This window comes from Streptomyces sp. NPDC002868 (assembly GCF_055563295.1).
In genome coordinates this window covers 733145-752686 of sequence record NZ_JBVHDR010000002.1, presented here as the reverse complement: position 1 = coordinate 752686, position 19542 = coordinate 733145, and the positions used below count along the sequence as shown (strand labels likewise).

General features: G+C 70.9%; 14 protein-coding genes and 1 riboswitch. Of the genes, 8 read left to right on the top strand and 6 right to left on the bottom strand.

Annotated features, from left to right (window positions below; genetic code table 11):
* Positions 1-41: 41 nt before the first annotated feature.
* Entirely contained in the window at positions 42-1151 is a 1110-nt protein-coding gene (locus ACZ3H8_RS09345; protein ID WP_467399397.1) for an alpha/beta hydrolase, read from the top strand.
* 77 nt (positions 1152-1228) lie between these two features.
* On the opposite strand, the gene ACZ3H8_RS09340 is transcribed toward ACZ3H8_RS09345, so the two are convergent.
* Complete coding sequence (locus ACZ3H8_RS09340; protein ID WP_467399394.1) at positions 1229-2284, bottom strand: C40 family peptidase; 1056 nt, start codon at positions 2282-2284, stop codon at positions 1229-1231.
* A 358-nt stretch (positions 2285-2642) separates the two neighbouring features.
* Between ACZ3H8_RS09340 and ACZ3H8_RS09335 the strand changes: the two genes are divergently transcribed.
* Complete coding sequence (locus ACZ3H8_RS09335) at positions 2643-2996, top strand: hypothetical protein (protein ID WP_307661615.1); 354 nt, start codon at positions 2643-2645, stop codon at positions 2994-2996.
* 72 nt (positions 2997-3068) lie between these two features.
* On the opposite strand, the gene ACZ3H8_RS09330 is transcribed toward ACZ3H8_RS09335, so the two are convergent.
* Positions 3069-4253, bottom strand: coding sequence for a C40 family peptidase (locus ACZ3H8_RS09330; RefSeq protein ID WP_467399391.1), 1185 nt, complete (start codon positions 4251-4253; stop codon positions 3069-3071).
* A 2-nt stretch (positions 4254-4255) separates the two neighbouring features.
* Positions 4256-4417: riboswitch (cyclic di-AMP (ydaO/yuaA leader) on the bottom strand.
* Positions 4418-4702: 285 nt separating this feature from the next.
* On the opposite strand from ACZ3H8_RS09330, the gene pcrA reads away from it, so the two are divergent.
* Positions 4703-7174, top strand: a complete 2472-nt coding sequence (pcrA, locus tag ACZ3H8_RS09325) for a DNA helicase PcrA (protein WP_467399388.1) — start codon at positions 4703-4705, stop codon at positions 7172-7174.
* Positions 7175-7205: 31 nt separating this feature from the next.
* On the opposite strand, the gene ACZ3H8_RS09320 is transcribed toward pcrA, so the two are convergent.
* Positions 7206-8768, bottom strand: a complete 1563-nt coding sequence (locus ACZ3H8_RS09320; RefSeq protein ID WP_467399386.1) for a M23 family metallopeptidase — start codon at positions 8766-8768, stop codon at positions 7206-7208.
* A gap of 266 nt (positions 8769-9034) precedes the next feature.
* Complete coding sequence (locus ACZ3H8_RS09315) at positions 9035-9877, bottom strand: esterase/lipase family protein (protein ID WP_467399383.1); 843 nt, start codon at positions 9875-9877, stop codon at positions 9035-9037.
* A 376-nt stretch (positions 9878-10253) separates the two neighbouring features.
* Between ACZ3H8_RS09315 and ACZ3H8_RS09310 the strand changes: the two genes are divergently transcribed.
* Entirely contained in the window at positions 10254-10667 is a 414-nt protein-coding gene (locus ACZ3H8_RS09310; protein WP_307661610.1) for a cobalamin B12-binding domain-containing protein, read from the top strand.
* Between the two features lie 266 nt (positions 10668-10933).
* On the opposite strand, the gene ACZ3H8_RS09305 is transcribed toward ACZ3H8_RS09310, so the two are convergent.
* Together ACZ3H8_RS09305 and ACZ3H8_RS09300 are read right to left on the bottom strand one after the other, a co-directional pair.
* Positions 10934-12577 (bottom strand): DUF5691 domain-containing protein, encoded by a 1644-nt coding sequence (locus ACZ3H8_RS09305; RefSeq protein WP_467399381.1) that lies wholly within the window; start codon positions 12575-12577, stop codon positions 10934-10936.
* Positions 12578-12593: 16 nt separating this feature from the next.
* Positions 12594-13994, bottom strand: a complete 1401-nt coding sequence (locus tag ACZ3H8_RS09300; RefSeq protein ID WP_467399379.1) for an SWIM zinc finger family protein — start codon at positions 13992-13994, stop codon at positions 12594-12596.
* 132 nt (positions 13995-14126) lie between these two features.
* On the opposite strand from ACZ3H8_RS09300, the gene ACZ3H8_RS09295 reads away from it, so the two are divergent.
* The 4 genes from ACZ3H8_RS09295 to ACZ3H8_RS09280 all read left to right on the top strand — a co-directional run bounded on the left by ACZ3H8_RS09295 (position 14127) and on the right by ACZ3H8_RS09280 (position 19491).
* Positions 14127-14537 (top strand): MmpS family transport accessory protein, encoded by a 411-nt coding sequence (locus ACZ3H8_RS09295; protein WP_467399377.1) that lies wholly within the window; start codon positions 14127-14129, stop codon positions 14535-14537.
* Positions 14538-14657: 120 nt separating this feature from the next.
* Positions 14658-15782, top strand: a complete 1125-nt coding sequence (locus ACZ3H8_RS09290) for an ATP-binding protein (protein ID WP_467399374.1) — start codon at positions 14658-14660, stop codon at positions 15780-15782.
* Positions 15779-18313: a DUF5682 family protein gene (locus ACZ3H8_RS09285; RefSeq protein ID WP_467399371.1), complete on the top strand. Its 2535-nt coding sequence runs from the start codon at positions 15779-15781 to the stop codon at positions 18311-18313. Before ACZ3H8_RS09290 ends, ACZ3H8_RS09285 begins: the two co-directional genes overlap by 4 nt.
* On the top strand, positions 18310-19491 hold the full coding sequence (locus ACZ3H8_RS09280; RefSeq protein ID WP_467399368.1) for a VWA domain-containing protein: 1182 nt from the start codon (positions 18310-18312) through the stop codon (positions 19489-19491). The genes ACZ3H8_RS09285 and ACZ3H8_RS09280 overlap by 4 nt, the downstream gene beginning before the upstream one ends.
* Positions 19492-19542: the final 51 nt, after the last annotated feature.

Genomic DNA, 19542 nt, shown 5'->3' with positions numbered 1-19542 from the left:
CGGGCAACCGTCCATGCCATGTTCACCTCTTGTTCTGCGTGATGAATTTGACGGGGAACACCTTCTTCCTGGTCACGATCGGCCTGGTCGTGATCGCTGTACTGCTGCCGCTGCTGCTCTGGAGCCGTCTGCGCGGACCCGCCCTGGTGCGGGGCGCCGGCCGGCTGCTCATGGTGCTCTTCGCGCAGGCCACGGCGGTCCTGGTGGTGTTCGTGGCGGTCAACAACGCCAATGGCCTCTACGACAGCTGGGACGACCTGCTCGGCACGGCGGACCATGTCGACTCGGCGCTCGACCTCGGGCCGAACGGCACCGGCGGCAAGCAGATCTCCGCGCTGCCGAGGGTGATCCAGAAGTGGGAGAAGGTCAAAGACCCGTCGCTCGGCAGCGGTCTGCGGCGCACCGAGCTCAAGGGCGCCATCTCGGGTGTCGTGGGCGAGGTGTACGTCTGGCTGCCGCCGCAGTACGACGACCCCGCGTACCGCGACAAGAAGTTCCCGGTCGTAGAGGTGCTTTCAGGCTTCCCCGGCTCCTCGAAGAACTGGTTCCGGACGCTGAAGTTCCAGGATCGGGTGCAGCCGCTGATCGAGTCGGGCAGGGTCGCGCCCTTCATCCTGGTCTCGCCGCGCACCATGCTGGGCGACGCGGACACCGGGTACGCGAACATACCGGGCAAGGTGAATGCGGACAGCTGGCTGACCGTCGACGTACGCAAGATGGTCGCCGACAACTTCCGGGTGTCGCTGGCACCTGAGAACTGGGCGATCGCGGGCTACTCGGCGGGCGCGCACGGCGCGGCCAAGCTGGCCTTCGCCCACCCCGACCGCTACAGCGCGGCCGTCAGCTTCTCCGGCTACAACGACCCGGCCGCCGAGTCCCGCTCGCTGACGGCCGCGGACCCGAAGCTGCGAGTCGAGAACAACGTCCTGCACATCCTGAAGTCGGCCAAGACCCCGCCGCGGGTCTCGCTGCTGGCGACGGGGGAGGGCGCGGACGGGTACGAGCCGGGTCTTGCGCTGAAGCGGGCGGCCAAGCCGCCGACGAAGGTGGATGTACGGGCGACGAAGGGCGGGCATGTCACTCCGGTGTGGAGCAGGCAGCTGCCGTACGCCTTCGAGTGGCTGACGCAGCAGCTGCGGCCGCGGTTCTGACCCGCGGTTCTGAACTGTGGGTCCGACCTGCGGTTTTGATCTACGGGTCTGATCTACGGTCTGACTCGGCCGACGGCTTACACGGGGCGGGTCGCGCCCGCGAAGGGCATCTCGTCGATCGGCGCGACACGGACCGGGGCGCCGGGGCGCGGGGCATGGATCATCTGGCCGCCGCCGACGTACAGGCCGACGTGGCTGATCCCGGAGTAGAAGAACACCAGGTCGCCGGGGGCGAGTTGGGAACGGGAGACCCGTCGGCCCGCGTTGATCTGCGTGTACGTGGTGCGGGGCAGCGAGACCCCGGCGGAGCCCCAGGCGGCCTGGGTGAGCCCCGAACAGTCGAAGGAGGCGGGCCCGGTCGCGCCCCAGACGTACGGCTTGCCGAGCGCTCCGTAGGCGTACGCGACGGCTTGGGCGGCACGGGAGTTGGGGGCCTCGAGGGAGCCGCGGGGGCCGGCTGACCGGTCGGCACGCGTATCCGCGGGGCTTTCCGCACTGTTCGAGCTCTCGTACGAGGCGCGCTGCTCGGCGGTGAGCGCGGCGAGGAGACGTTCGGCGGCCGCGAGCTTGTCCTGGACGGTGGCCTTGTGCTTGGCCAGCTCGGTCTGCCGGGCCTTGAGACCGTCCATGCGCTCGCCCGCCTCGGCCCTCAACCGGGCGATCTCCACCAGCTGTTGGTGCACACCGGCGATGGAGTCCGCCTGCCGCGTGCCGACCCGCTCGGTGAGCGCGGCCCGCTCCAGATACTCGTCGGGGTCGGAGGTGAGGGCGAGCTGCACCCCCGGGTCCATGCCACCGGCGCGGTACTGGGCGGTGGCGATCGAACCGAGGGCATTGCGTGAGGCGTTGAGCCGATCGGTCCTGCGGGCGGCCTCCTCGCGCAGCCGCTCCAGCGACGCGCGGGCCTTCGCGGTCTGCTCCTTGGCCCCGTTGTACTTCTCGGTGGCGGCCTCCGCCTCCTGGTAGAGCTTGTCGACCTTGGCCTTGATCTGTGCGGGAGTGAGACGGGGCTCGGCGTGCCCGGTGCCGTCGAACGCGGTGGCGGTCGCTGCGCCGGCGAGCGCGAGGGTGGCGGCGGTCCGGGCGGCGGGCCCGCTGAGCGGATGCTGCTTGGGTTTCCGGTGCGCTGCCACGAGGGCGTCCACGTCCTTCCGTTTTCCCTGCGGTCCGAATCCGACGCCGAGTCCGCCGAGTCCGACGGCGGCCCGCACAGGGGAGCGGCCCGCCGCCGGATCTCTCGGCGGGGGTGGCCGACTGCCGCCCGGGAGCTCGGCGGCGGTGGGGAGTCGGTCACCTGAGGAAGGACGCTAAACCTGAGAGTCACGGGAATGAGGCGTGGACCGGTACTGCCCGAAGCTGGACATGTGGGTGCGCTTTCTGAGAGCGCGACTGATGGTGCCGGCTCGGATCCCCGTGCCGCTGTGACCGATGCGGCGAATGAGGCATACCTGCCTGGAGATCGGTGCTATGGGGAGGGTTAGGCTCCGCGACATGGACGTACTCATCAATGTCTTCGTCGCCCTGCACATCATCGGCATCGCGTCGCTGCTCGGCGGCTTCCTCACCCAGATGAAGGCGATGGGCGCGGGAACGGCCCGCTTCACCCCGGCGATGCTGCACGGCGCGCTGACCATGCTGATCACGGGCGTGGCACTGGTGGGTCTGAACCAGGCGGACGACCAGCCGGTGAACAACCTGAAGGTCGGCATCAAGCTGGCGGTGCTGGTTGTGATCCTGGGCCTGGTGTACGTCAAGCGGGACGAGGAGAAGGTGGACAAGGCGCTGTTCGGCGCGGTGGGCGGGCTGACGGTCGCGAACATCTTCATCGCGACGCTCTGGACGTGAGCCGGGCGTGCGCCGGACATGAGAACGCCCGGGCGCCTGTGTCGGCCCCGGGCGTTCGTGCGTTGACCGGTCTCAGGCCGGGCGCACGCTGCCGTAGATCGGCATGTAGTAGATCGACTCCTCGCGGACGTTCGTACCCGGCTTGGGCGCGTGGATCATCTTTCCGTCGCCGATGTAGATGCCGACGTGGCTGATGTCGTCGTAGAAGAAGACCAGGTCACCCGGGAGCAGATCCTTCGTCTCGACCCGCACACCCACCTTCACCTGGTCCCAGGTGGTGCGCGGCAGGTCCACGCCCGCGGCCTTCCAGGCGGCCTGGGTCAGTCCCGAGCAGTCGTACGAGCTCGGGCCCGACGCGCCCCAGACGTACGGCTTGCCAATCTGGGAGCGAGCGAAAGAGAGGACCTTCTCGGCCTTCGCCGCGTACGTGGCGCCGCCCGTGGAACCGGAGCCGGTGTCCGACCCGGTGCCCGTGCCCGTGCCCGTGCTGCCGCCCTGGTTCTGCTCCTGTTCCTGCTCCTGGCGCAGGCGCTCGGCCTCCGCGCGGGCCTCCGCCTCCTCCTTGGCCTTGGCCTCGGCCCTGCGGCGGGCCTCTTCTTCCTTCTCGCGCTCGATCGCCGCGAGCCGCGCCTTCTCCTCGGCCGTCAGCTTCGACAGCAGCGTGCGCGCCTCGGCGAGCTTCGCCTGGACGTCCTGCTTGCTGGTGCGCAGGGCCTGCTGGGAGCGGGTGAGCGACTCGAGGCTTTTCGTCGCCTCCGCGCGCTGCTCGGCGGCCGCGGCCCGCTGAGTCTCGTAGTCGTCGATCACACTGCGCTGACGGTCGGTCATCCGGTCCATCAGCTGCGTCTGGTCGAAGTACGCCTGCGGGCTGTCCGCGAAGAGCAGCGCGGCGGTCGGAGTGACCGCGCCCGTGCGGTACTGCGCGGCCGCATAGGTGCCGAGCTCCCGGCGGGACTCGTTCAGCTTGTCCGTGCGCTTGGCGGCGTCGTCGAGGAGCTCGTCGACCTCGCGGCGCTTCTCCTCGGTCGCTTCCTTGGCCTTGTTGTACTTCTGGGTCGCTGTGCCGGCCTGCCGGTACAGGTCGTCGACCTTCTTCTGCACCTCTTCGACGGAGGGCTTCGGCTCGGCGGGTGCGGCATTGGCGCTCTGCGTCGACAACAGGGTGACGGAGGCGAGGGCTGCCGTCGTGAACCCGACGGCAGGGGAGGTCTTTACGGTTCGACTTCGCGTTTTGCGATGCGACGCCAAGGCCGGCATCTCCTTCTTCCGTGGACCGCCTACCGGGTTAGCTGTCGGGTTCGGGCGGAACGGAAGATCGCCCTACGGACCGAGTGAGGCGGTCCGATTCACCCCGGTTGTGCATGGTGGGTCCCCGGTTCCGAACTCCCTTGCGGAAAGCCCGAATTCGGCGCAGGCCGCCCGATTGGCGTGGATCGCCATGGGGGTACGGGCCGCCTTGGGGGAGCACGCTAGCCAACTCGTGTGGCTGCTGTGAAGGTTGATGTTCGAAATGTCCGATACATTTTCGTGACCTTGGCGATCGGCGAACCGGCGCCCCCAAATGATGACCCGATGGTATAGGCCGATGACGGAGAGTCGCGGCGTCGATCGCCCGTCGAATCGCCCGTCGAAACGTCCTGTGCATCGTCCGTCGTAACCCAATGCGGCGGCGAGCTGTCAGTGCGGCGGCCTAGACTCGTAGAGCGATGAGCAGCCTCTTTGACGACAGCTTCCTGGCGGACCTCCAGCCCAGCGCGGAGCACCACCCGCCGCCACCCGAGGACTCGGCCCCGGAGGAGATCCCTGACGATCTCTTCCAGGGCGCCTACGACGTCCCCCCGGCCCGGGACCCGTACCACCGTGACGGCGCCCCGCGCACGGTCGTGGACCCCGCCGCCCTGCTCGAAGGGCTGAACGAACAGCAGCGTGCCGCCGTCGTGCACACCGGCTCGCCGCTGCTGATCGTCGCCGGGGCCGGGTCCGGCAAGACCCGGGTGCTGACCCACCGGATCGCGTATCTGCTGGGCAGCCGCAGCGTCCACCCCGGCCAGATACTGGCGATCACGTTCACCAACAAGGCCGCCGGCGAGATGAAGGAGCGCGTCGAGCACCTCGTCGGCCCGCGCGCCAACGCCATGTGGGTTTCCACCTTCCACAGCGCCTGCGTCCGCATCCTGCGCCGGGAGTCCAAGAGGCTCGGCTTCACCTCTTCGTTCTCGATCTACGACGCCGCCGACTCCAAGCGCCTCATGGCCCTGGTCTGCCGTGATCTGGAACTCGATCCCAAGAAGTTCCCGCCGAAGTCCTTCAGCGCGAAGATCTCGAACCTGAAGAACGAGCTGATCGACGAGGAGACCTTCGCCGACCAGACTGTTGGGGGTACCTCCCAGGCCGAAGGCTCTGGGGGAGGTTTCGAGAAGACGCTCGCAGAGGCGTACCGGATGTACCAGGCGAGGCTGCGCGAGGCCAATGCCCTGGACTTCGACGACATCATCATGACGACGGTGCATCTGCTGCAGGCGTTCCCGGACGTCGCCGAGCACTATCAGCGCCGGTTCCGCCATGTCCTGGTGGACGAGTACCAGGACACCAACCACGCTCAGTACACGCTCGTACGCGAGCTGGTGGGTCCCTCTGGCCCGGACGACGACCCGGCCGAGCTCTGCGTCGTCGGCGACGCCGACCAGTCGATCTACGCCTTCCGTGGCGCGACCATCCGCAACATCCTCCAGTTCGAGGAGGACTACCCGGACGCGACGACGATCCTGCTCGAGCAGAACTACCGCTCCACGCAGACGATCCTCTCCGCCGCCAACGCCGTCATCGAGCGCAACGAAAGCCGCCGCCCGAAGAACCTGTGGACCAACGCCGGCGCCGGCGCGCAGATCACCGGCTATGTCGCCGACACCGAGCACGACGAGGCGCAGTTCGTCGCCGACGAGATCGACCGGCTGACGGACGCCGGCGACGCGAAGGCCGGCGACGTCGCCGTCTTCTACCGTACGAACGCCCAGTCCCGTGTCTTCGAAGAGATCTTCATCCGGGTCGGGCTGCCGTACAAGGTCGTCGGCGGAGTGCGCTTCTACGAGCGCAAGGAGGTCCGGGACGTCCTCGCGTATCTGCGAGTTCTCGCCAACCCCGAGGACAATGTCCCGCTGCGCCGCATCCTCAATGTCCCCAAGCGCGGCATCGGCGACCGAGCCGAGGCGATGATCGACGCGCTCGCGCTGCGCGAGAAGATCACCTTCCCGCAGGCGCTGCGCCGCGTCGACGAGGCGTACGGCATGGCGGCCCGCTCCGCCAACGCCGTCAAGCGGTTCAACGTGCTGATGGAGGAGCTGCGTACGGTCGTCGAGTCGGGCGCCGGACCGGCCACCGTGCTCGAGGCCGTCCTGGAGCGGACCGGCTACCTCGCCGAGTTGCAGGCGTCGACCGATCCGCAGGACGAGACGCGCATCGAGAACCTGCAGGAACTGGCCGCCGTGGCCCTGGAGTTCGAGCAGGACCGCGCCGAGGAGGAAGGCGCGGGCACGCTCGCCGAGTTCCTGGAGCAGGTCGCGCTCGTCGCCGACTCCGACCAGATCCCGGACGAGGACGAGGACGGTTCCGGCGTCATCACGCTGATGACGCTGCACACGGCGAAGGGCCTCGAGTTCCCGGTGGTGTTCCTGACCGGCATGGAGGACGGCGTCTTCCCGCACATGCGCGCGCTCGGCCAGGCGAAGGAGCTGGAGGAGGAGCGGCGGCTGGCGTACGTCGGCATCACGCGCGCCCGCGAGCGCCTCTATCTGACGCGGTCGTCGATGCGCAGCGCCTGGGGCCAGCCCTCGTACAACCCGCCCTCGCGCTTCCTGGAGGAGATCCCCGGGCAGCACCTGCAGTGGAAGCGGACCGGTCCGATGGCCGCGCCCGCCGGTCCGACGTCCGGTATCGCCTCGTCGCTCTCGTCCTCGCGCTCACGCGCGGGCGGCGGTGCTTCGGGCTTCGCCACGCGGCGTACGACCGACAAGCCGGTGATCTCGCTGGCCGTCGGAGACCGCGTCACGCACGACCAGTTCGGCCTGGGGACCGTGGTGGAGGTGACGGGGTCGGGCGCGGACGCGCAGGCGACGATCGACTTCGGGGACACCAAGCCGAAGCGCCTGCTGCTGCGGTACGCGCCGGTCGAAAAGCTCTGATCGAGCTCGGACCGAGCTCGGATCGGCGTTTTTACGTCGGGTCGATGCCGTGGCTGCGAAGCCACGGCAGCGGGTCGATCGCCGAGCCGCCGCCGGGCCGTACCTCGAAGTGGAGGTGCGGTCCGGTGGAGTTGCCCGAGTTGCCGGAGTACGCGATGACGTCACCGGCCTTGACCGAACCGGAGCGGATCTTGGTGCTGCTGAGGTGGCAGTACCAGGTCTCGGTGCCGTCGGCGGCGGTCACGATGGCCATGTTGCCGTAGGCGCTGTTCCACTGCGTACGGACGGTGCCGTCGGTCGCGGCCATCACCTCGGTGCCGTACGACACCGGGAAGTCGATGCCGGTGTGCACGGACATCCAGTTGACGCCGGCCTGGCCGTAGTACGCGCTCAGGCCTTCCCGGTTCACCGGCAGTACGAACTTGGGGCGCAACGCCTCGCGGCGCCTGGCCTCTTCCTCGCGCTTCTTTTTCTCCGCCTCCTGGCGCGCCTTCAGGTCGAGGCGTTCCTGGGTGCGCGACGCGCGGTCGCCGAAGTCGCGGGCGTCGGCGCTGAGGGCGGCGAGCTGCGTGTCCATCTTGTTGTTGGCCGCGATCGCCTTGGGGGAGGACGGATCGGCCGCTTCCACGTTGCTGTCGCCCTTGGTGTCGCCGGTGCCGAGGCTGCCGACGGAGGCGGCGGCGATGCCGGCAACGCCCATCACACACGCGGAGGGCACGGCGACGGTGAGGAGCGCGGAGCGTTTCGCGGGGGTGCGGCGACGGCCGCGGGACCCGCCGGAACGGCGGACGGGGCGGGGGATGACCGCGGCGGCGATGGGTTCGGGTTCCGGCGCGAGCTCGTATTCGCCGTCGAGTTCGGCTTCCGCTTCGAGTCCGGCTTCTGCTTCGAGTCCGCCCTCGGCCTCGGCCTCGGGCTGGGCCTCGGGTTCAGGCTCGGCCTCGTACTGGTACTCCTCGTACTCGTACGTGAGGTCCGACTGGAACTCCGGCTGGAATTCGGTGGTGAGGTCGGCGGGCGCCGCGGGGCTGAAGTCCTGGTCCGGGATGAACTCATGCTCCGGCGTGAACTGTTGCGGTACATGCGGTACGACGGCTTCCGCGCCGGTGTTCCAGGCGGTGGCGTCGTACGTGCCGGTGTCGAAGGTGGGCGCCGCCCACTGTCCGGTGGTGTCGTACGCGAATGTGGCCGCGGCGGTTTCGTACTGGTCCGTCTGCGCGGTCTGGTTCCACGCGCCGGCGTCCCACTGGCCCGTCGTGTCGTACTGGACCGCGGCGGCGTCGTAGTGGCCGGTGGTGTTGTACTGGCCGGTGCTGCCGTACTGGGCGGCGCCGTCGTACTGGGCGGCGCCGTCGTACTGCGCGTGAGTCTCGTACTGCGGGAATTGCTGCGCCTGCTGCGGCTGTTGTGCCTGCTGCGTGGCGTAGACGTCGTAGCCGGAGGTCTGGTGCGACCCGGTGTCCCACTGGGTGGTGTCGTACTGGCCACTGTTGCCGGCTTCGTAACTGCCAGGGAGCGCACCGAAGAGCGGGTCGGTGTCGAAGCTGCCAGTGGAGTAGCCGTCGTACCCGGCGTGGGCGTGCTGGTCGTTCACCAACTTCTCTCTCGCCTCGGCAGCAGGACCTGGGTTCTGGGGCCGTGGAGCGCAGGGGTCCCAGAGGGAAAGCAGTGGCGCGACTGTACCCGGCGGTATGCGACGGCGACAATCTTCGGCAGGTTTTAGGCAATCAGGAAAGGGGCATTCGGATGCCTTTCGGCGGACTGTGGGCACAGCTTTGGCTCTACGTTCGAAAAGTGTTCGACATTTCGTTACCCGGTCTGCCGGGGCTGGGCGTGGTGACGCGCGCCGTCGGGCCCGAATCAGGCGACGGAAACGGCGCCGGATGTGCCGGTCGCAGGTTGGCTCGACTCCAGCGCCTGCCGGATGCCGGCCGCTACGGCCGGGTGGACCGGGAGCGCGAGATGCCCGATTCCGCTGACCTGTACGTTCTGCGCGATGAGGTCCGGGTGGTCGATGCAGGCCGTCTCGACCGGGACCATCAGCTGGTCGAGGTCGCTCCAGAAACTCACGAAGCGAGTGCGGCAGCCGGGCGCGGGCATGCGCAGCTCCTCGATCACGGCGGATCCGGGGCGCATCTGGCGCACGATGGGGTGCGCGCTGGCGAGCGGGGCGACGCTGGTGCCCGAATGCGGGGTGCCGAGGGTGACGAGCGTGCGTACCCGATGGTCACCGCCCAGGCACTGTACGTAATAGCGGGCGATCAGGCCGCCGAGGCTGTGCCCGACGATGTCGACCTCGGACCGGCCCGTACGCGCGCAGATCTCCTCGATGTGCCGGCCGAGCAGCTCGGCGGCGGTGCGGATGTCGCAGGTCAGCGGGGAGTAATTGAGGCACTCGAGGTGCCGCCAGCCGTGCCGGGCGAGGGAGCGGCGCAGCAGTACGAACACGGAGCGGTTGTCCACGAAGCCATGGAGGAGCACGGCAGGCGGGCGGTCTGCGCCGGGCGTCGGGAGCTGGGGATTCGGTCCTGGGGCGGGGTCCGGGTCGGGTTCGCGACGCTCCGGGACGAGACCGGCGGGGTAGAGGAGCAGATGCCCGGCGAGGATCGCCAGCTCGAGGGTGGCGGCGCGCAGCAGCACGGCCGGTATTTGTAGGTGTCGCACGGGGCGCAGACACAGCGGAAAGAAGGGAAAAGCCTTCATGGCCGACCTCCCGTACGGCACGCTGGAGGACGGCTCCGTCCCCCGTGTGCCCTCGTGGGTGCCACTCAGGCCCTGTGCCCGTGCTGGGCCAGTACCGAAGAGGTCGTAACGCCGTGCCGCGCGGCTGACGGCACGGGGCTACGAACCCTGAAGCGGCTCCCGTAGCGATCGTCCCCGCGGTGGTGCGGTGCGGCGTGTGTGCCGCGTGGTGCGGGTACGACGCATAGCTAAGTTGTCCCATGTGTGATTTCCCCCTCGCTATCGGCCGCGAAACGGCGGGTTGCGGGATGCTGGAGATAACGTTCGTTCACTTCCCCGGGCCGCTGCGGTTCGGGACCCGTGCCCAGGGCGGCGCAGTCGGTAGGTGGAGGCAGTGATGGGTGTGACTGGTCCGATCCGTGTGGTGGTGGCCAAGCCGGGGCTCGACGGCCATGATCGCGGGGCAAAGGTGATTGCGCGGGCGCTGCGTGACGCGGGCATGGAGGTCATCTACACCGGTCTCCACCAGACCCCCGAGCAGATCGTGGACACGGCGATCCAGGAGGATGCGGACGCGATCGGCCTGTCCATCCTCTCCGGTGCGCACAACACGCTCTTCGCGAAGGTCATCGAGCTGCTGAAGGAGCGCGACGCGGAGGACATCAAGGTCTTCGGCGGCGGCATCATCCCGGAGGCGGACATCGCGCCGCTGAAGGAGAAGGGCGTCGCGGAGATCTTCACTCCGGGCGCGACGACGGCGTCGATCGTTGACTGGGTCAACGCAAACGTCCGCCAGCCCGCGGGCGCCTGACGCCGCCTGACGACGCCGGGTGGGGCTGCGGTCGCCTGACGCGGTCCGGCGACGCCGGCCGAGACGTGACCCCCGTGCCCTGCGGGCGCCTGGCGACGCCACCGGGTGGGGAGTCTGCGGTCGACTGACAGCGGCGCCTGGCGGGGATGCAGTGCCCGTTCCCTGCGACTGGGGCCCGGCGCGGCGCGGCGCGAAGCTGCCGCTTCCGGGGGCGTGGGGGCGTAAGCCCCCACGCCCACCTCCCCCTGCCCGGGGGGCTGGGGGCATCAGCCCCCAGGTTCGGGAAGGGGTGGGGTGGGGGAACACACACCCCCCAGCTCCACCCGCATCGCCGCCCGCAACCGCAACGTCGACACCAGCCGCTGAAACGCCTCCGACCAGTAACCCCCCGCCCCCGGCGACGCCCCCTCCGTCTCGTCCGGCGTCGCCGTCAGCAGCTCCAGCCGGCTCGCCTCCGCCGGGTCCAGGCAGCGTTCCGCCAGGCCCATCACCCCGCTGAAGCTCCAGGGGTAACTCCCCGCCTCGCGCGCGATGTCCAGCGCGTCCACCACCGATCGGCCGAGCGGCTCCCCCCACGGCACCGCGCAGACGCCGAGCAGCTGGAACGCCTCCGACAGGCCGTGCGCCGCGATGAACTCCGCGACCCACACCGCCCGTTCACCGTCCGGCAGCGTCGCGAGCAGCTTCGCCCGTTCGGCGAGGGACGACGTGCCGGGGCCGGTGTCCGGCGGGTTGCCCGGCGCCCCGAGCAGGGCGCGGGACCACTCCGCGTCCCGCTGCCGCACCGCCGCCCGGCACCACGCCGCGTGCAGCTCCTCGCCCCAGCCGTCGGCGACGGGCAGCGCGACGATCTCCTGCGCCGTACGCCCGCCGAGCCGCCCCCGCCAGGTGGACAGCGGGGCCGCCTCCACCAACTGGCCCAGCCACCAGGACCGTTCGCCCCGCCCCGTCGGCGGGCTCGGCGCCACCCCGTCGCGCTGCATGCCCGCATCGCATTCGTGCGGCGCCTCCACGCCTACCGCCGCGTCGCCACTGCGGTCCAGGCTGACGCACGACGCCGCCCGCGCCGCCATCCGCCCGGCGAGTGCGGAGTGCGGCAGCGCCGACAGGAGTTCGGCCGCGGTGGCACGGACGTTGCGGCTGCGATCGGACAGGGCCTGTTCCAGGAACGGCTCGTCCGCGTCGGACAGTCCGGTACGCAGAGAGTCGAGGAACATCAGCCGGTCCTCGGCCCGCTCCGTCGCCCACGTCGCGGTCAGCAGCGCCAGCGCCGCCCCCGCATCGTGCACCCGCACCGCCGCCAGCAGCGCGACCCGCTCGGCGAACAGTCCTTCCTCCCACAGCCGTTGGACCGCCTCGGCGTCACCGGCGTCCGGCAGCACAGAGCTTCCGGACGCGCCGCGCAGCGCGAACTTCCACTCCGGGTTGAGCCGGGCCAGCCACAGCCCGCGCGGTCCCGCGAAAGTGAGGGCCTGCGGCCGCAGATCCGTACGCGCACGGGCCGCGTCCAGGACAGCGGGCAGTACGGACGGCGGCGCCTGGTACCCGTGCTCGTTGGCCGCGGCCAGCCACTGGGGGAGCAGCTCGGTGAGATCGGGCGCCGTACCCCGCCGTCCTCCCGCGTGCGACGGGGCGGACCGGTCCGCCAGCAACTGGGCGAGCCGGCGCCGGGCGGCCGCGGGCAGCTGCGGGCGGGCGTCGTGCGGCGCGAGCTCCGGCCGGTCGGCGGCGGGCGCGGGCAGCAGTCCCGCCCTGCGCCGTACGGTCTGGACCGCCGCCGCGTCCAACAGCGCGACCGGCGCGTCCTTGCCCGGGGACAGCACGGCATCCGGCGGCGTACGGCGGTCGGTGCCGAGCAGGGCCGAGGTGACGAGCTCTTCCCACAGTGAGGTGCTGACGATGCTGGTCATGACGTCCTCCGTACGTTCAGATGAGCGGGATCGTCTCGGCCGGACCCGTGGTGTCCTCGGGCCGGGCGACCCAGGCGGCGAGCGGAGTGAAGCCCTGGTGGCCGCACTCGCCGAAGACGGTGACCGGGCCACCGCCGGAGAGCGCCACGAGCTTCCACAGCCCGGGGCGGGAGAGCGCGCCGGGCGCGATGGGCAGCGCGGACTCGCCGTCGGCGTCGGCCAGTTGCCACCCCTCGCCCGCCTGGGTGGGAATGACGCCGCTCAGCGTGAACGGCCAGGAGTCCAGCCAGGGGTCGTCCCGCAGAGCCTTGCCGTATGCCTCGAGGGCCGCCGCGGCCGGACCGCCCGGCGGCGGGAACCCGATCGGGACGGGCGCGCCGAACTGCTTGCCCAGGTCCGCCCGCAGCTGCCCCGCGCCGGTGTACGCAGTGAGCTCGGCATCGATCATCAGCCCCACCGGGAGCGCCTGTTGCGGAGAGCGGCCCGCCGCGCGGAAGGAGAGCAGCAGTGCCGTACGCCCGGAGCCGCGTCCGTACAGCCATATACGGCGCGTGGTGATCTTCCCGTCGGAGGAGTCGTACTGGGCCAGGATCAGCCAGTCGTCCCGGGCCGGCGGTCCCTCGGCGGTCGAGGTGAGGCCGACCCGGGTGCGGACCGTCGCGGCCAACGGGTCCGGCAGCTTCTCCAGCCCGAGCCACGCCTCGTCCAGCAGATGGATCAGCGCGCACTCCTCCAGCAGCCGCAGCGGCCAGCCCGGCCCCGAGCCCGGAATCGCGCCCAACTCCCGCACCCGGCCCGCCAGCCCGGGTGCCTGAGCGTCGACCATGCGAGCCGCGGTCTCCTCCCACAGTTCGTAACCCCTCTGTTCGGCCGCGGCCAGGCCGCCGCGCAGCAGATCCGTGAGCCGCTGCTCCAGCTCCGTGGCCCCCGCGGTGATCCGCCCCGCCCGGCGCTCGGCCCGGCGCCTGGCCGCCTCGGGGTCGGCGGTCTTCGCGGGCTGTCCCGCCCCCGCGTCGCTCTGTTCCTTGTCCGTGGCGCGCTTTCTGCGCGCTTCAAGCCACTCCTCGGCCCAGTCCGGCGTGGTGGAGACCGGTGCGGTGCCCTCGTCCGCCGCCCAGAGCAGCAGCAGCCCCAGCGCGTGCTTGCACGGGAACTTCCGGCTCGGGCAACTGCATTTGTAGGCTGGGCCCGTGGTGTCGACGACCGTCTGGTACGGCTTGCTGCCGCTGCCCTTGCACAGGCCCCACACGGCCCCCGAGCCGCTGCTGCCCGCACCGGACCACGGCCCGGCCGTGCCGAGTTTGTTTCCCGCCCTGCGTGACGCGTCGTCAGGAGCCAGTGCAAGCACCTGATCCGACGTCCAGCGCACCCCCTGCTCAGGGGGGTTCGGGGGTTCTTCCCCGTTAGATCGCAGCATGCTGAAGACGCTACGGGCCACCACTGACAATCAGTCCTGACCTGCGGATTCGCATGCCCGACAGCATCTTGGCCCTACCTTCCCTTTGTGATTGGCTGGGGGGCTCAGCCTCAGGATCCGGGGGGATTCCATATGAACCGCACCATCCGCGCTGCCGTCTGCGCCGTTGCTGTCTCCGGCCTCACGCTCGGCCTCTCCGCCTGCTCCGACGCCGTCGACGCCGTCGACAAGGCCACGAACGAGACGTACGAAGTCACGTACGAGGTCACGGGGAAGAACGTCGACTCGATCGACTTCCACGGCGGTGGCGGCAAGGCGACGGAGCCGAAGACCGAGACGGTGCAGAAGCCCACGCTGCCGTGGAAGAAGACGGTCACGCTGCGCGGCATCATGCCGCCTGCGGTCATGCCGGTTGCCGCGGACATCACAGGCTCCGAGGTCAGCTGCAAGATCACGTACAAGGGCAAGGTCATCAAGGAGGAGAAGGGCGCGGGCCTGGCTGCCGCGGCCGGTTGCATCGCGGTCTCCCCGATCGTGGAGTAACTGCCGCAACTCCCCGGCGAATCCTGGCCATTGAGGTCCTGACCTGCGGCGACGGCCGATTGTCAGTGGCATGGTGCACGGTGGATCCCACATCGGGTCGAACGATCTGGAGGGGGATCCATGACCGTGTCCGAAACCGGCGCGACCGCCGGCGCAGCCACCGGGGCCGAGGCTCTGCGACCGCATGCCGAGGACGCATTCGCCGAGGAACTCAAGGCGCTCGCCGCGGCCGACGACCGGCCGCGGCCGGTCGGCTGGCAGCTGTCGCCGTGGGCCGTCGCCACCTATCTGCTCGGCGGCACGCTGCCCGACGGCACGGCGATCACGCCCAAGTACGTGGGGCCGCGCCGGATCGTCGAGGTCGCCGTCACCACACTCGCCACCGACCGGGCGCTGCTGCTCCTCGGCGTGCCGGGCACCGCCAAGACCTGGGTCTCCGAGCATCTCGCCGCGGCCGTCAGCGGCGACTCCACGCTGCTCGTGCAGGGCACGGCGGGCACGCCCGAGGAGGCGATCCGCTACGGCTGGAACTACGCCCAGCTGCTCGCCCACGGCCCCAGCCGGGACGCGCTTGTGCCCAGCCCCGTCATGCGCGCGATGTCCGAGGGCATGACCGCTCGGGTCGAGGAGCTCACCCGTATCCCCGCGGACGTACAGGACTCGCTGATCACGATCCTGTCCGAGAAGACCCTGCCGATCCCTGAGCTGGGGCAGGAGGTCCAGGCGGTACGCGGGTTCAACCTCATCGCCACGGCCAATGACCGCGACCGCGGGGTCAACGACCTGTCCAGCGCGCTGCGCCGCCGGTTCAACACCGTCGTGCTGCCGCTGCCCGCGACGCCCGAGGACGAGGTCGGCATCGTGTCCCGGCGCGTCGACCAGATAGGGCGCTCGCTCGATCTGCCGGCAGCGCCGGAGGGGCTCGAGGAGATCCGCCGGGTGGTCACTGTCTTCCGGGAGCTGCGGGACGGCGTCTCGGCCGACGGCCGCACCAAGCTCAAGTCGCCCTCGGGCACGCTCTCCACGGCCGAGGCGATCTCCGTCGTCACGGGCGGTCTCGCGCTCGCCGCGCACTTCGGCGACGGCGTGCTGCGGCCCGGCGATGTGGCGGCCGGCATCCTCGGCGCGGTCGTCCGCGACCCGGCGGCGGACCGGGTCATCTGGCAGGAGTACCTGGAGACGGTGGTCCGTGAGCGCGAGGGCTGGAAGGACTTCTACCGCGCCTGCCGCGAGGTGAGCGCATGACCGGGCCCCTGCTGCTCGGCGTCCGTCACCACGGGCCGGGTTCGGCGAGGGCGGTGCGGGCCGCGCTGGAGGCGGCCTTGCCACCGGCGGTGCTGATCGAGGGGCCGCCGGAGGGAGACGCGCTGCTCGGGCTCGCGGCGGACGAGCAGATGCGCCCGCCGGTCGCACTGCTCGCGCATGCCGTGGACGACCCGGGGCGGGCGGCGTTCTGGCCGCTGGCCGAGTTCTCCCCGGAGTGGGTGGCGATTCGCTGGGCGCTCGCCCGGGGGGTGCCGGTGCGCTTCATCGACCTTCCGGCAGCGCATTCGCTGGCGCTGGCGGCCGAGGAAGAGGCCCGGGACGCGGACGCTGCCCGGCCGGAGCCGGACGAGGCGGCGGGCGCGGACCCGGCTCAGCAGGACCCGGCTCAGCAGGACCCGGCTCAGCAGGACCCGGCTCAGCAGGAGCCGGCTCCTGCACGGCCTGAGTCGGCCCTCGCACGGCCCGAGCCGGCGGAGGAGCCCGCCCTGACGCCGGGCGGCGAGGCGAGCGGCGTACGCATCGATCCCATCGCGGTCCTCGCCGAAACCGCCGGGTACGACGACCCGGAGCGCTGGTGGGAGGACGTCGTCGAGCACCGGGGGTCCGCGGCCGAGGCCCCGTCCCGGCACGCGTCTGTACCCGGGTCCGGGGACGAGCCCCGCCCTGAGGTCGCGCCCGCACTCCGCTCCCACGGTGCCGACCCCCGCGCCCCCTTCGTGGCGCTCGGTGAAGCCATGGCCGCCTTGCGCGAGATGTACGGACACGGCGGGCACGAACGCGATCTCGCGCGCGAGGCCCATATGCGGATCCAACTGCGCGCCGCGCGCAAGGAGTTCGGGGACGACGTCGCCGTCGTCTGCGGTGCCTGGCACGTGCCCGCGCTCGCCGCGAAGTCCACCGTCGCCGCCGACAAGGCCCTCCTCAAAGGCCTGCCCAAGGTCAAGACCGAGATGACCTGGGTGCCTTGGACGCACCGCAGGCTCGCCCGGCACAGCGGGTACGGCGCGGGGATCGACTCGCCCGGCTGGTACGGCCATCTCTTCGGCGCGCCCGACCGGCCCGTCGAGCGCTGGATGACCAAGGTCGCCGGGCTGCTGCGGGACGAGGACCGGATGGTCTCGTCCGCCCATGTCATCGAGGCTGTCCGACTCGCCGGCACGCTCGCCGCCATGCGCGGCCGTCCGCTCGCCGGACTGACCGAGACGACTGACGCCATCCGGGCCGTGATGTGCGACGGCTCCGACGTGCCGCTCGACCTCATCCGGGACCGGCTGATCGTCGGGGACGTGCTCGGCGAGGTGCCGGACGCCGCGCCCGCCGTGCCGTTGCAGCGCGACCTGAGCCGGCTCCAGCGCAGCCTGCGGCTCAAACCGGAGGCGCTGGAGCGGGAGCTGGACCTCGATCTGCGCAAGGAGACCGACGCGGCGAAGAGCCGGCTGCTGCACCGGCTGCGGCTGCTGGCCATCGGCTGGGGCGAGCCCGTCACGGGGCGGGGGAGCACAGGCACGTTCCGGGAGAGCTGGCGGCTGCGCTGGGAGCCCGAGCTGTTCGTCCGGGTCGCGGAGGCCGGGGTCTGGGGTACGACGGTGCTCTCCGCGGCCACGGCGAAGGCCGAGAACAGAGCCGTATCGGCGGCCGCCCTCGCCGATGTCACCGCGCTCGCCGAGCAGTGCCTGCTGGCCGAACTGCCCGACGCGCTCCCCGTCGTGATGAAGGCGCTCGCCGACCGCGCCGCTCTCGACACCGATGTCGGCCATCTCGCCCAGGCGTTGCCCGCCCTGGCCCGCTCCCTGCGGTACGGGGATGTGCGGTCCACCGACACGGCCGCGCTCGGCGAGGTGGCGGCCGGGCTCGCCGAGCGCATCTGCGTCGGCCTGCCGCCCGCGTGCACCGGGCTCGACGCGGACGGCGCGGCCGAGATGCGGGGCCATCTGGACGGGGTGCACACAGCGATCGGGCTGCTGCCCAAGGCGCGGGAGCTGGGCGAGCGTTGGGGCTCCGTACTGCACCGGCTCGCGGCCCGGGACACCGTGCCGGGAGTGATACGCGGCCGGGCCGCCCGGCTGCTGCTGGACGACGGGCGGCTCGCGGAGGACGAGGCGGCGCGGCTCATGGCCCTCGCGCTCTCACCGGGCACGCCGCCCGCCGAAGCCGCCGCCTGGATCGAGGGTTTCGTCGGCGGTGCGTCCGGGGGCGGGATGCTCCTGGTCCACGACGAGCGCCTGCTCACACTCGTCGACACCTGGCTGACCGGCGTGCCCGCGAACGCCTTCACCGACGTACTGCCGCTGCTGCGCCGCACCTTCTCCGCGTACGAATCGGGTGTCCGCCGCACCTTGGGTGAGCTGGTCCGGCGCGGACCCGCGGCGGCATCCGGTCCGGTGCACGCCGCGCCCACGATGCCCGGATTCGGCCCCGGTCTCGACGAGCCGCGGGCGGACGCGGTACTGCCGGCGCTCCAGCTGCTCCTCGGAATCGACGACAACGACCTTGCGGGGGTGGCCCGATGACAGGGACCGAGTACGACGAGCGGCTGCGGCGCTGGAGGCTGGTGCTGGGCGGGGAGTCCGCCGACGGCACCGGGTGCGCGCTCGCGGGGACGGACGCGGCGATGGACGGCGCCCTCACCGCCCTCTACGGCAGAGGCGGCGGCAACCACCAGGGCGGACGCGACCGTTCGGCCGGGCTCGGGGCGTCCGCGCCGTCCGTCGCGCGCTGGCTCGGCGACATCCGTACGTACTTCCCCAGCTCCGTCGTCCAGGTCATGCAGCGCGACGCGATCGACCGGCTCGGCCTGTCCACGCTCCTGCTGGAGCCGGAGATGCTGGAGGCCGTCGAGGCGGACGTCCACCTCGTCGGCACGCTGCTCTCCCTCAACAAGGCGATGCCCGAGACGACCAAGGAGACAGCCAGAGCCGTCGTACGGAAAGTGGTGGACGACCTCGAGAAGCTGCTCGCCACCCGTACCCGGTCCACCCTCACCGGTGCGCTCGACCGCTCGGCGAAGATCAACCGGCCGCGCCACCGGGACATCGACTGGGACCGCACCATCCGGGCCAACCTCAAGAACTATCTGCCGATTCCTGAAAAAGAAGGTGCCTACACCGTCGTCCCTGAGCGGCTGATCGGATACGGCCGGGCGTCCCAGTCAGTGAAGAAGGACGTGGTCCTCTGCATCGACCAGTCGGGCTCGATGGCGGCCTCCGTCGTCTACGCATCCGTCTTCGGCGCGGTCCTGGCGTCGATGCGCTCCATCGCCACCCGCCTCGTCGTCTTCGACACCGCGGTCGTCGACCTCACGGACCAGCTCGACGACCCGGTCGACGTCCTGTTCGGCACCCAGCTCGGCGGCGGCACCGACATCAACAGGGCGCTCGCGTACTGCCAGTCGCAGATCACCCGCCCCGCCGACACCGTCGTCGTACTGATCAGCGACCTCTACGAAGGCGGTATACGGGACGAGATGCTGAAGCGGGTCGCGGCGATGAAGGCGTCAGGCGTGCAGTTCGTGGCGCTGCTCGCGCTCTCCGACGAGGGGACACCCGCGTACGACCGGGAGCACGCCGCGGCTCTCGCGGCGCTGGGCGCACCGGCCTTCGCATGTACGCCGGACCTCTTCCCGGATGTGATGGCGGCGGCGATCGAGAAGCGTCCACTGCCCATACCGGACATGGTGACCCATCAGTAACGTAGGACTTGCGCCGACCCGGGCGACTCGGCGAGCATCGTCCCGATCCCC

Coding starts and splice junctions, on each gene's coding strand:
- ACZ3H8_RS09345 (WP_467399397.1), top strand. CDS start 42: ATGAATTTGACGGGGAACACCTTCTTCCTGGTCACGATCGGCCTGGTC.
- ACZ3H8_RS09335 (WP_307661615.1), top strand. CDS start 2,643: ATGGACGTACTCATCAATGTCTTCGTCGCCCTGCACATCATCGGCATC.
- ACZ3H8_RS09330 (WP_467399391.1), bottom strand. CDS start 4,253: ATGCCGGCCTTGGCGTCGCATCGCAAAACGCGAAGTCGAACCGTAAAG.
- pcrA (WP_467399388.1), top strand. CDS start 4,703: ATGAGCAGCCTCTTTGACGACAGCTTCCTGGCGGACCTCCAGCCCAGC.
- ACZ3H8_RS09315 (WP_467399383.1), bottom strand. CDS start 9,877: ATGAAGGCTTTTCCCTTCTTTCCGCTGTGTCTGCGCCCCGTGCGACAC.
- ACZ3H8_RS09310 (WP_307661610.1), top strand. CDS start 10,254: ATGGGTGTGACTGGTCCGATCCGTGTGGTGGTGGCCAAGCCGGGGCTC.
- ACZ3H8_RS09305 (WP_467399381.1), bottom strand. CDS start 12,577: ATGACCAGCATCGTCAGCACCTCACTGTGGGAAGAGCTCGTCACCTCG.
- ACZ3H8_RS09300 (WP_467399379.1), bottom strand. CDS start 13,994: ATGCTGCGATCTAACGGGGAAGAACCCCCGAACCCCCCTGAGCAGGGG.
- ACZ3H8_RS09295 (WP_467399377.1), top strand. CDS start 14,127: ATGAACCGCACCATCCGCGCTGCCGTCTGCGCCGTTGCTGTCTCCGGC.
- ACZ3H8_RS09290 (WP_467399374.1), top strand. CDS start 14,658: ATGACCGTGTCCGAAACCGGCGCGACCGCCGGCGCAGCCACCGGGGCC.
- ACZ3H8_RS09285 (WP_467399371.1), top strand. CDS start 15,779: ATGACCGGGCCCCTGCTGCTCGGCGTCCGTCACCACGGGCCGGGTTCG.
- ACZ3H8_RS09280 (WP_467399368.1), top strand. CDS start 18,310: ATGACAGGGACCGAGTACGACGAGCGGCTGCGGCGCTGGAGGCTGGTG.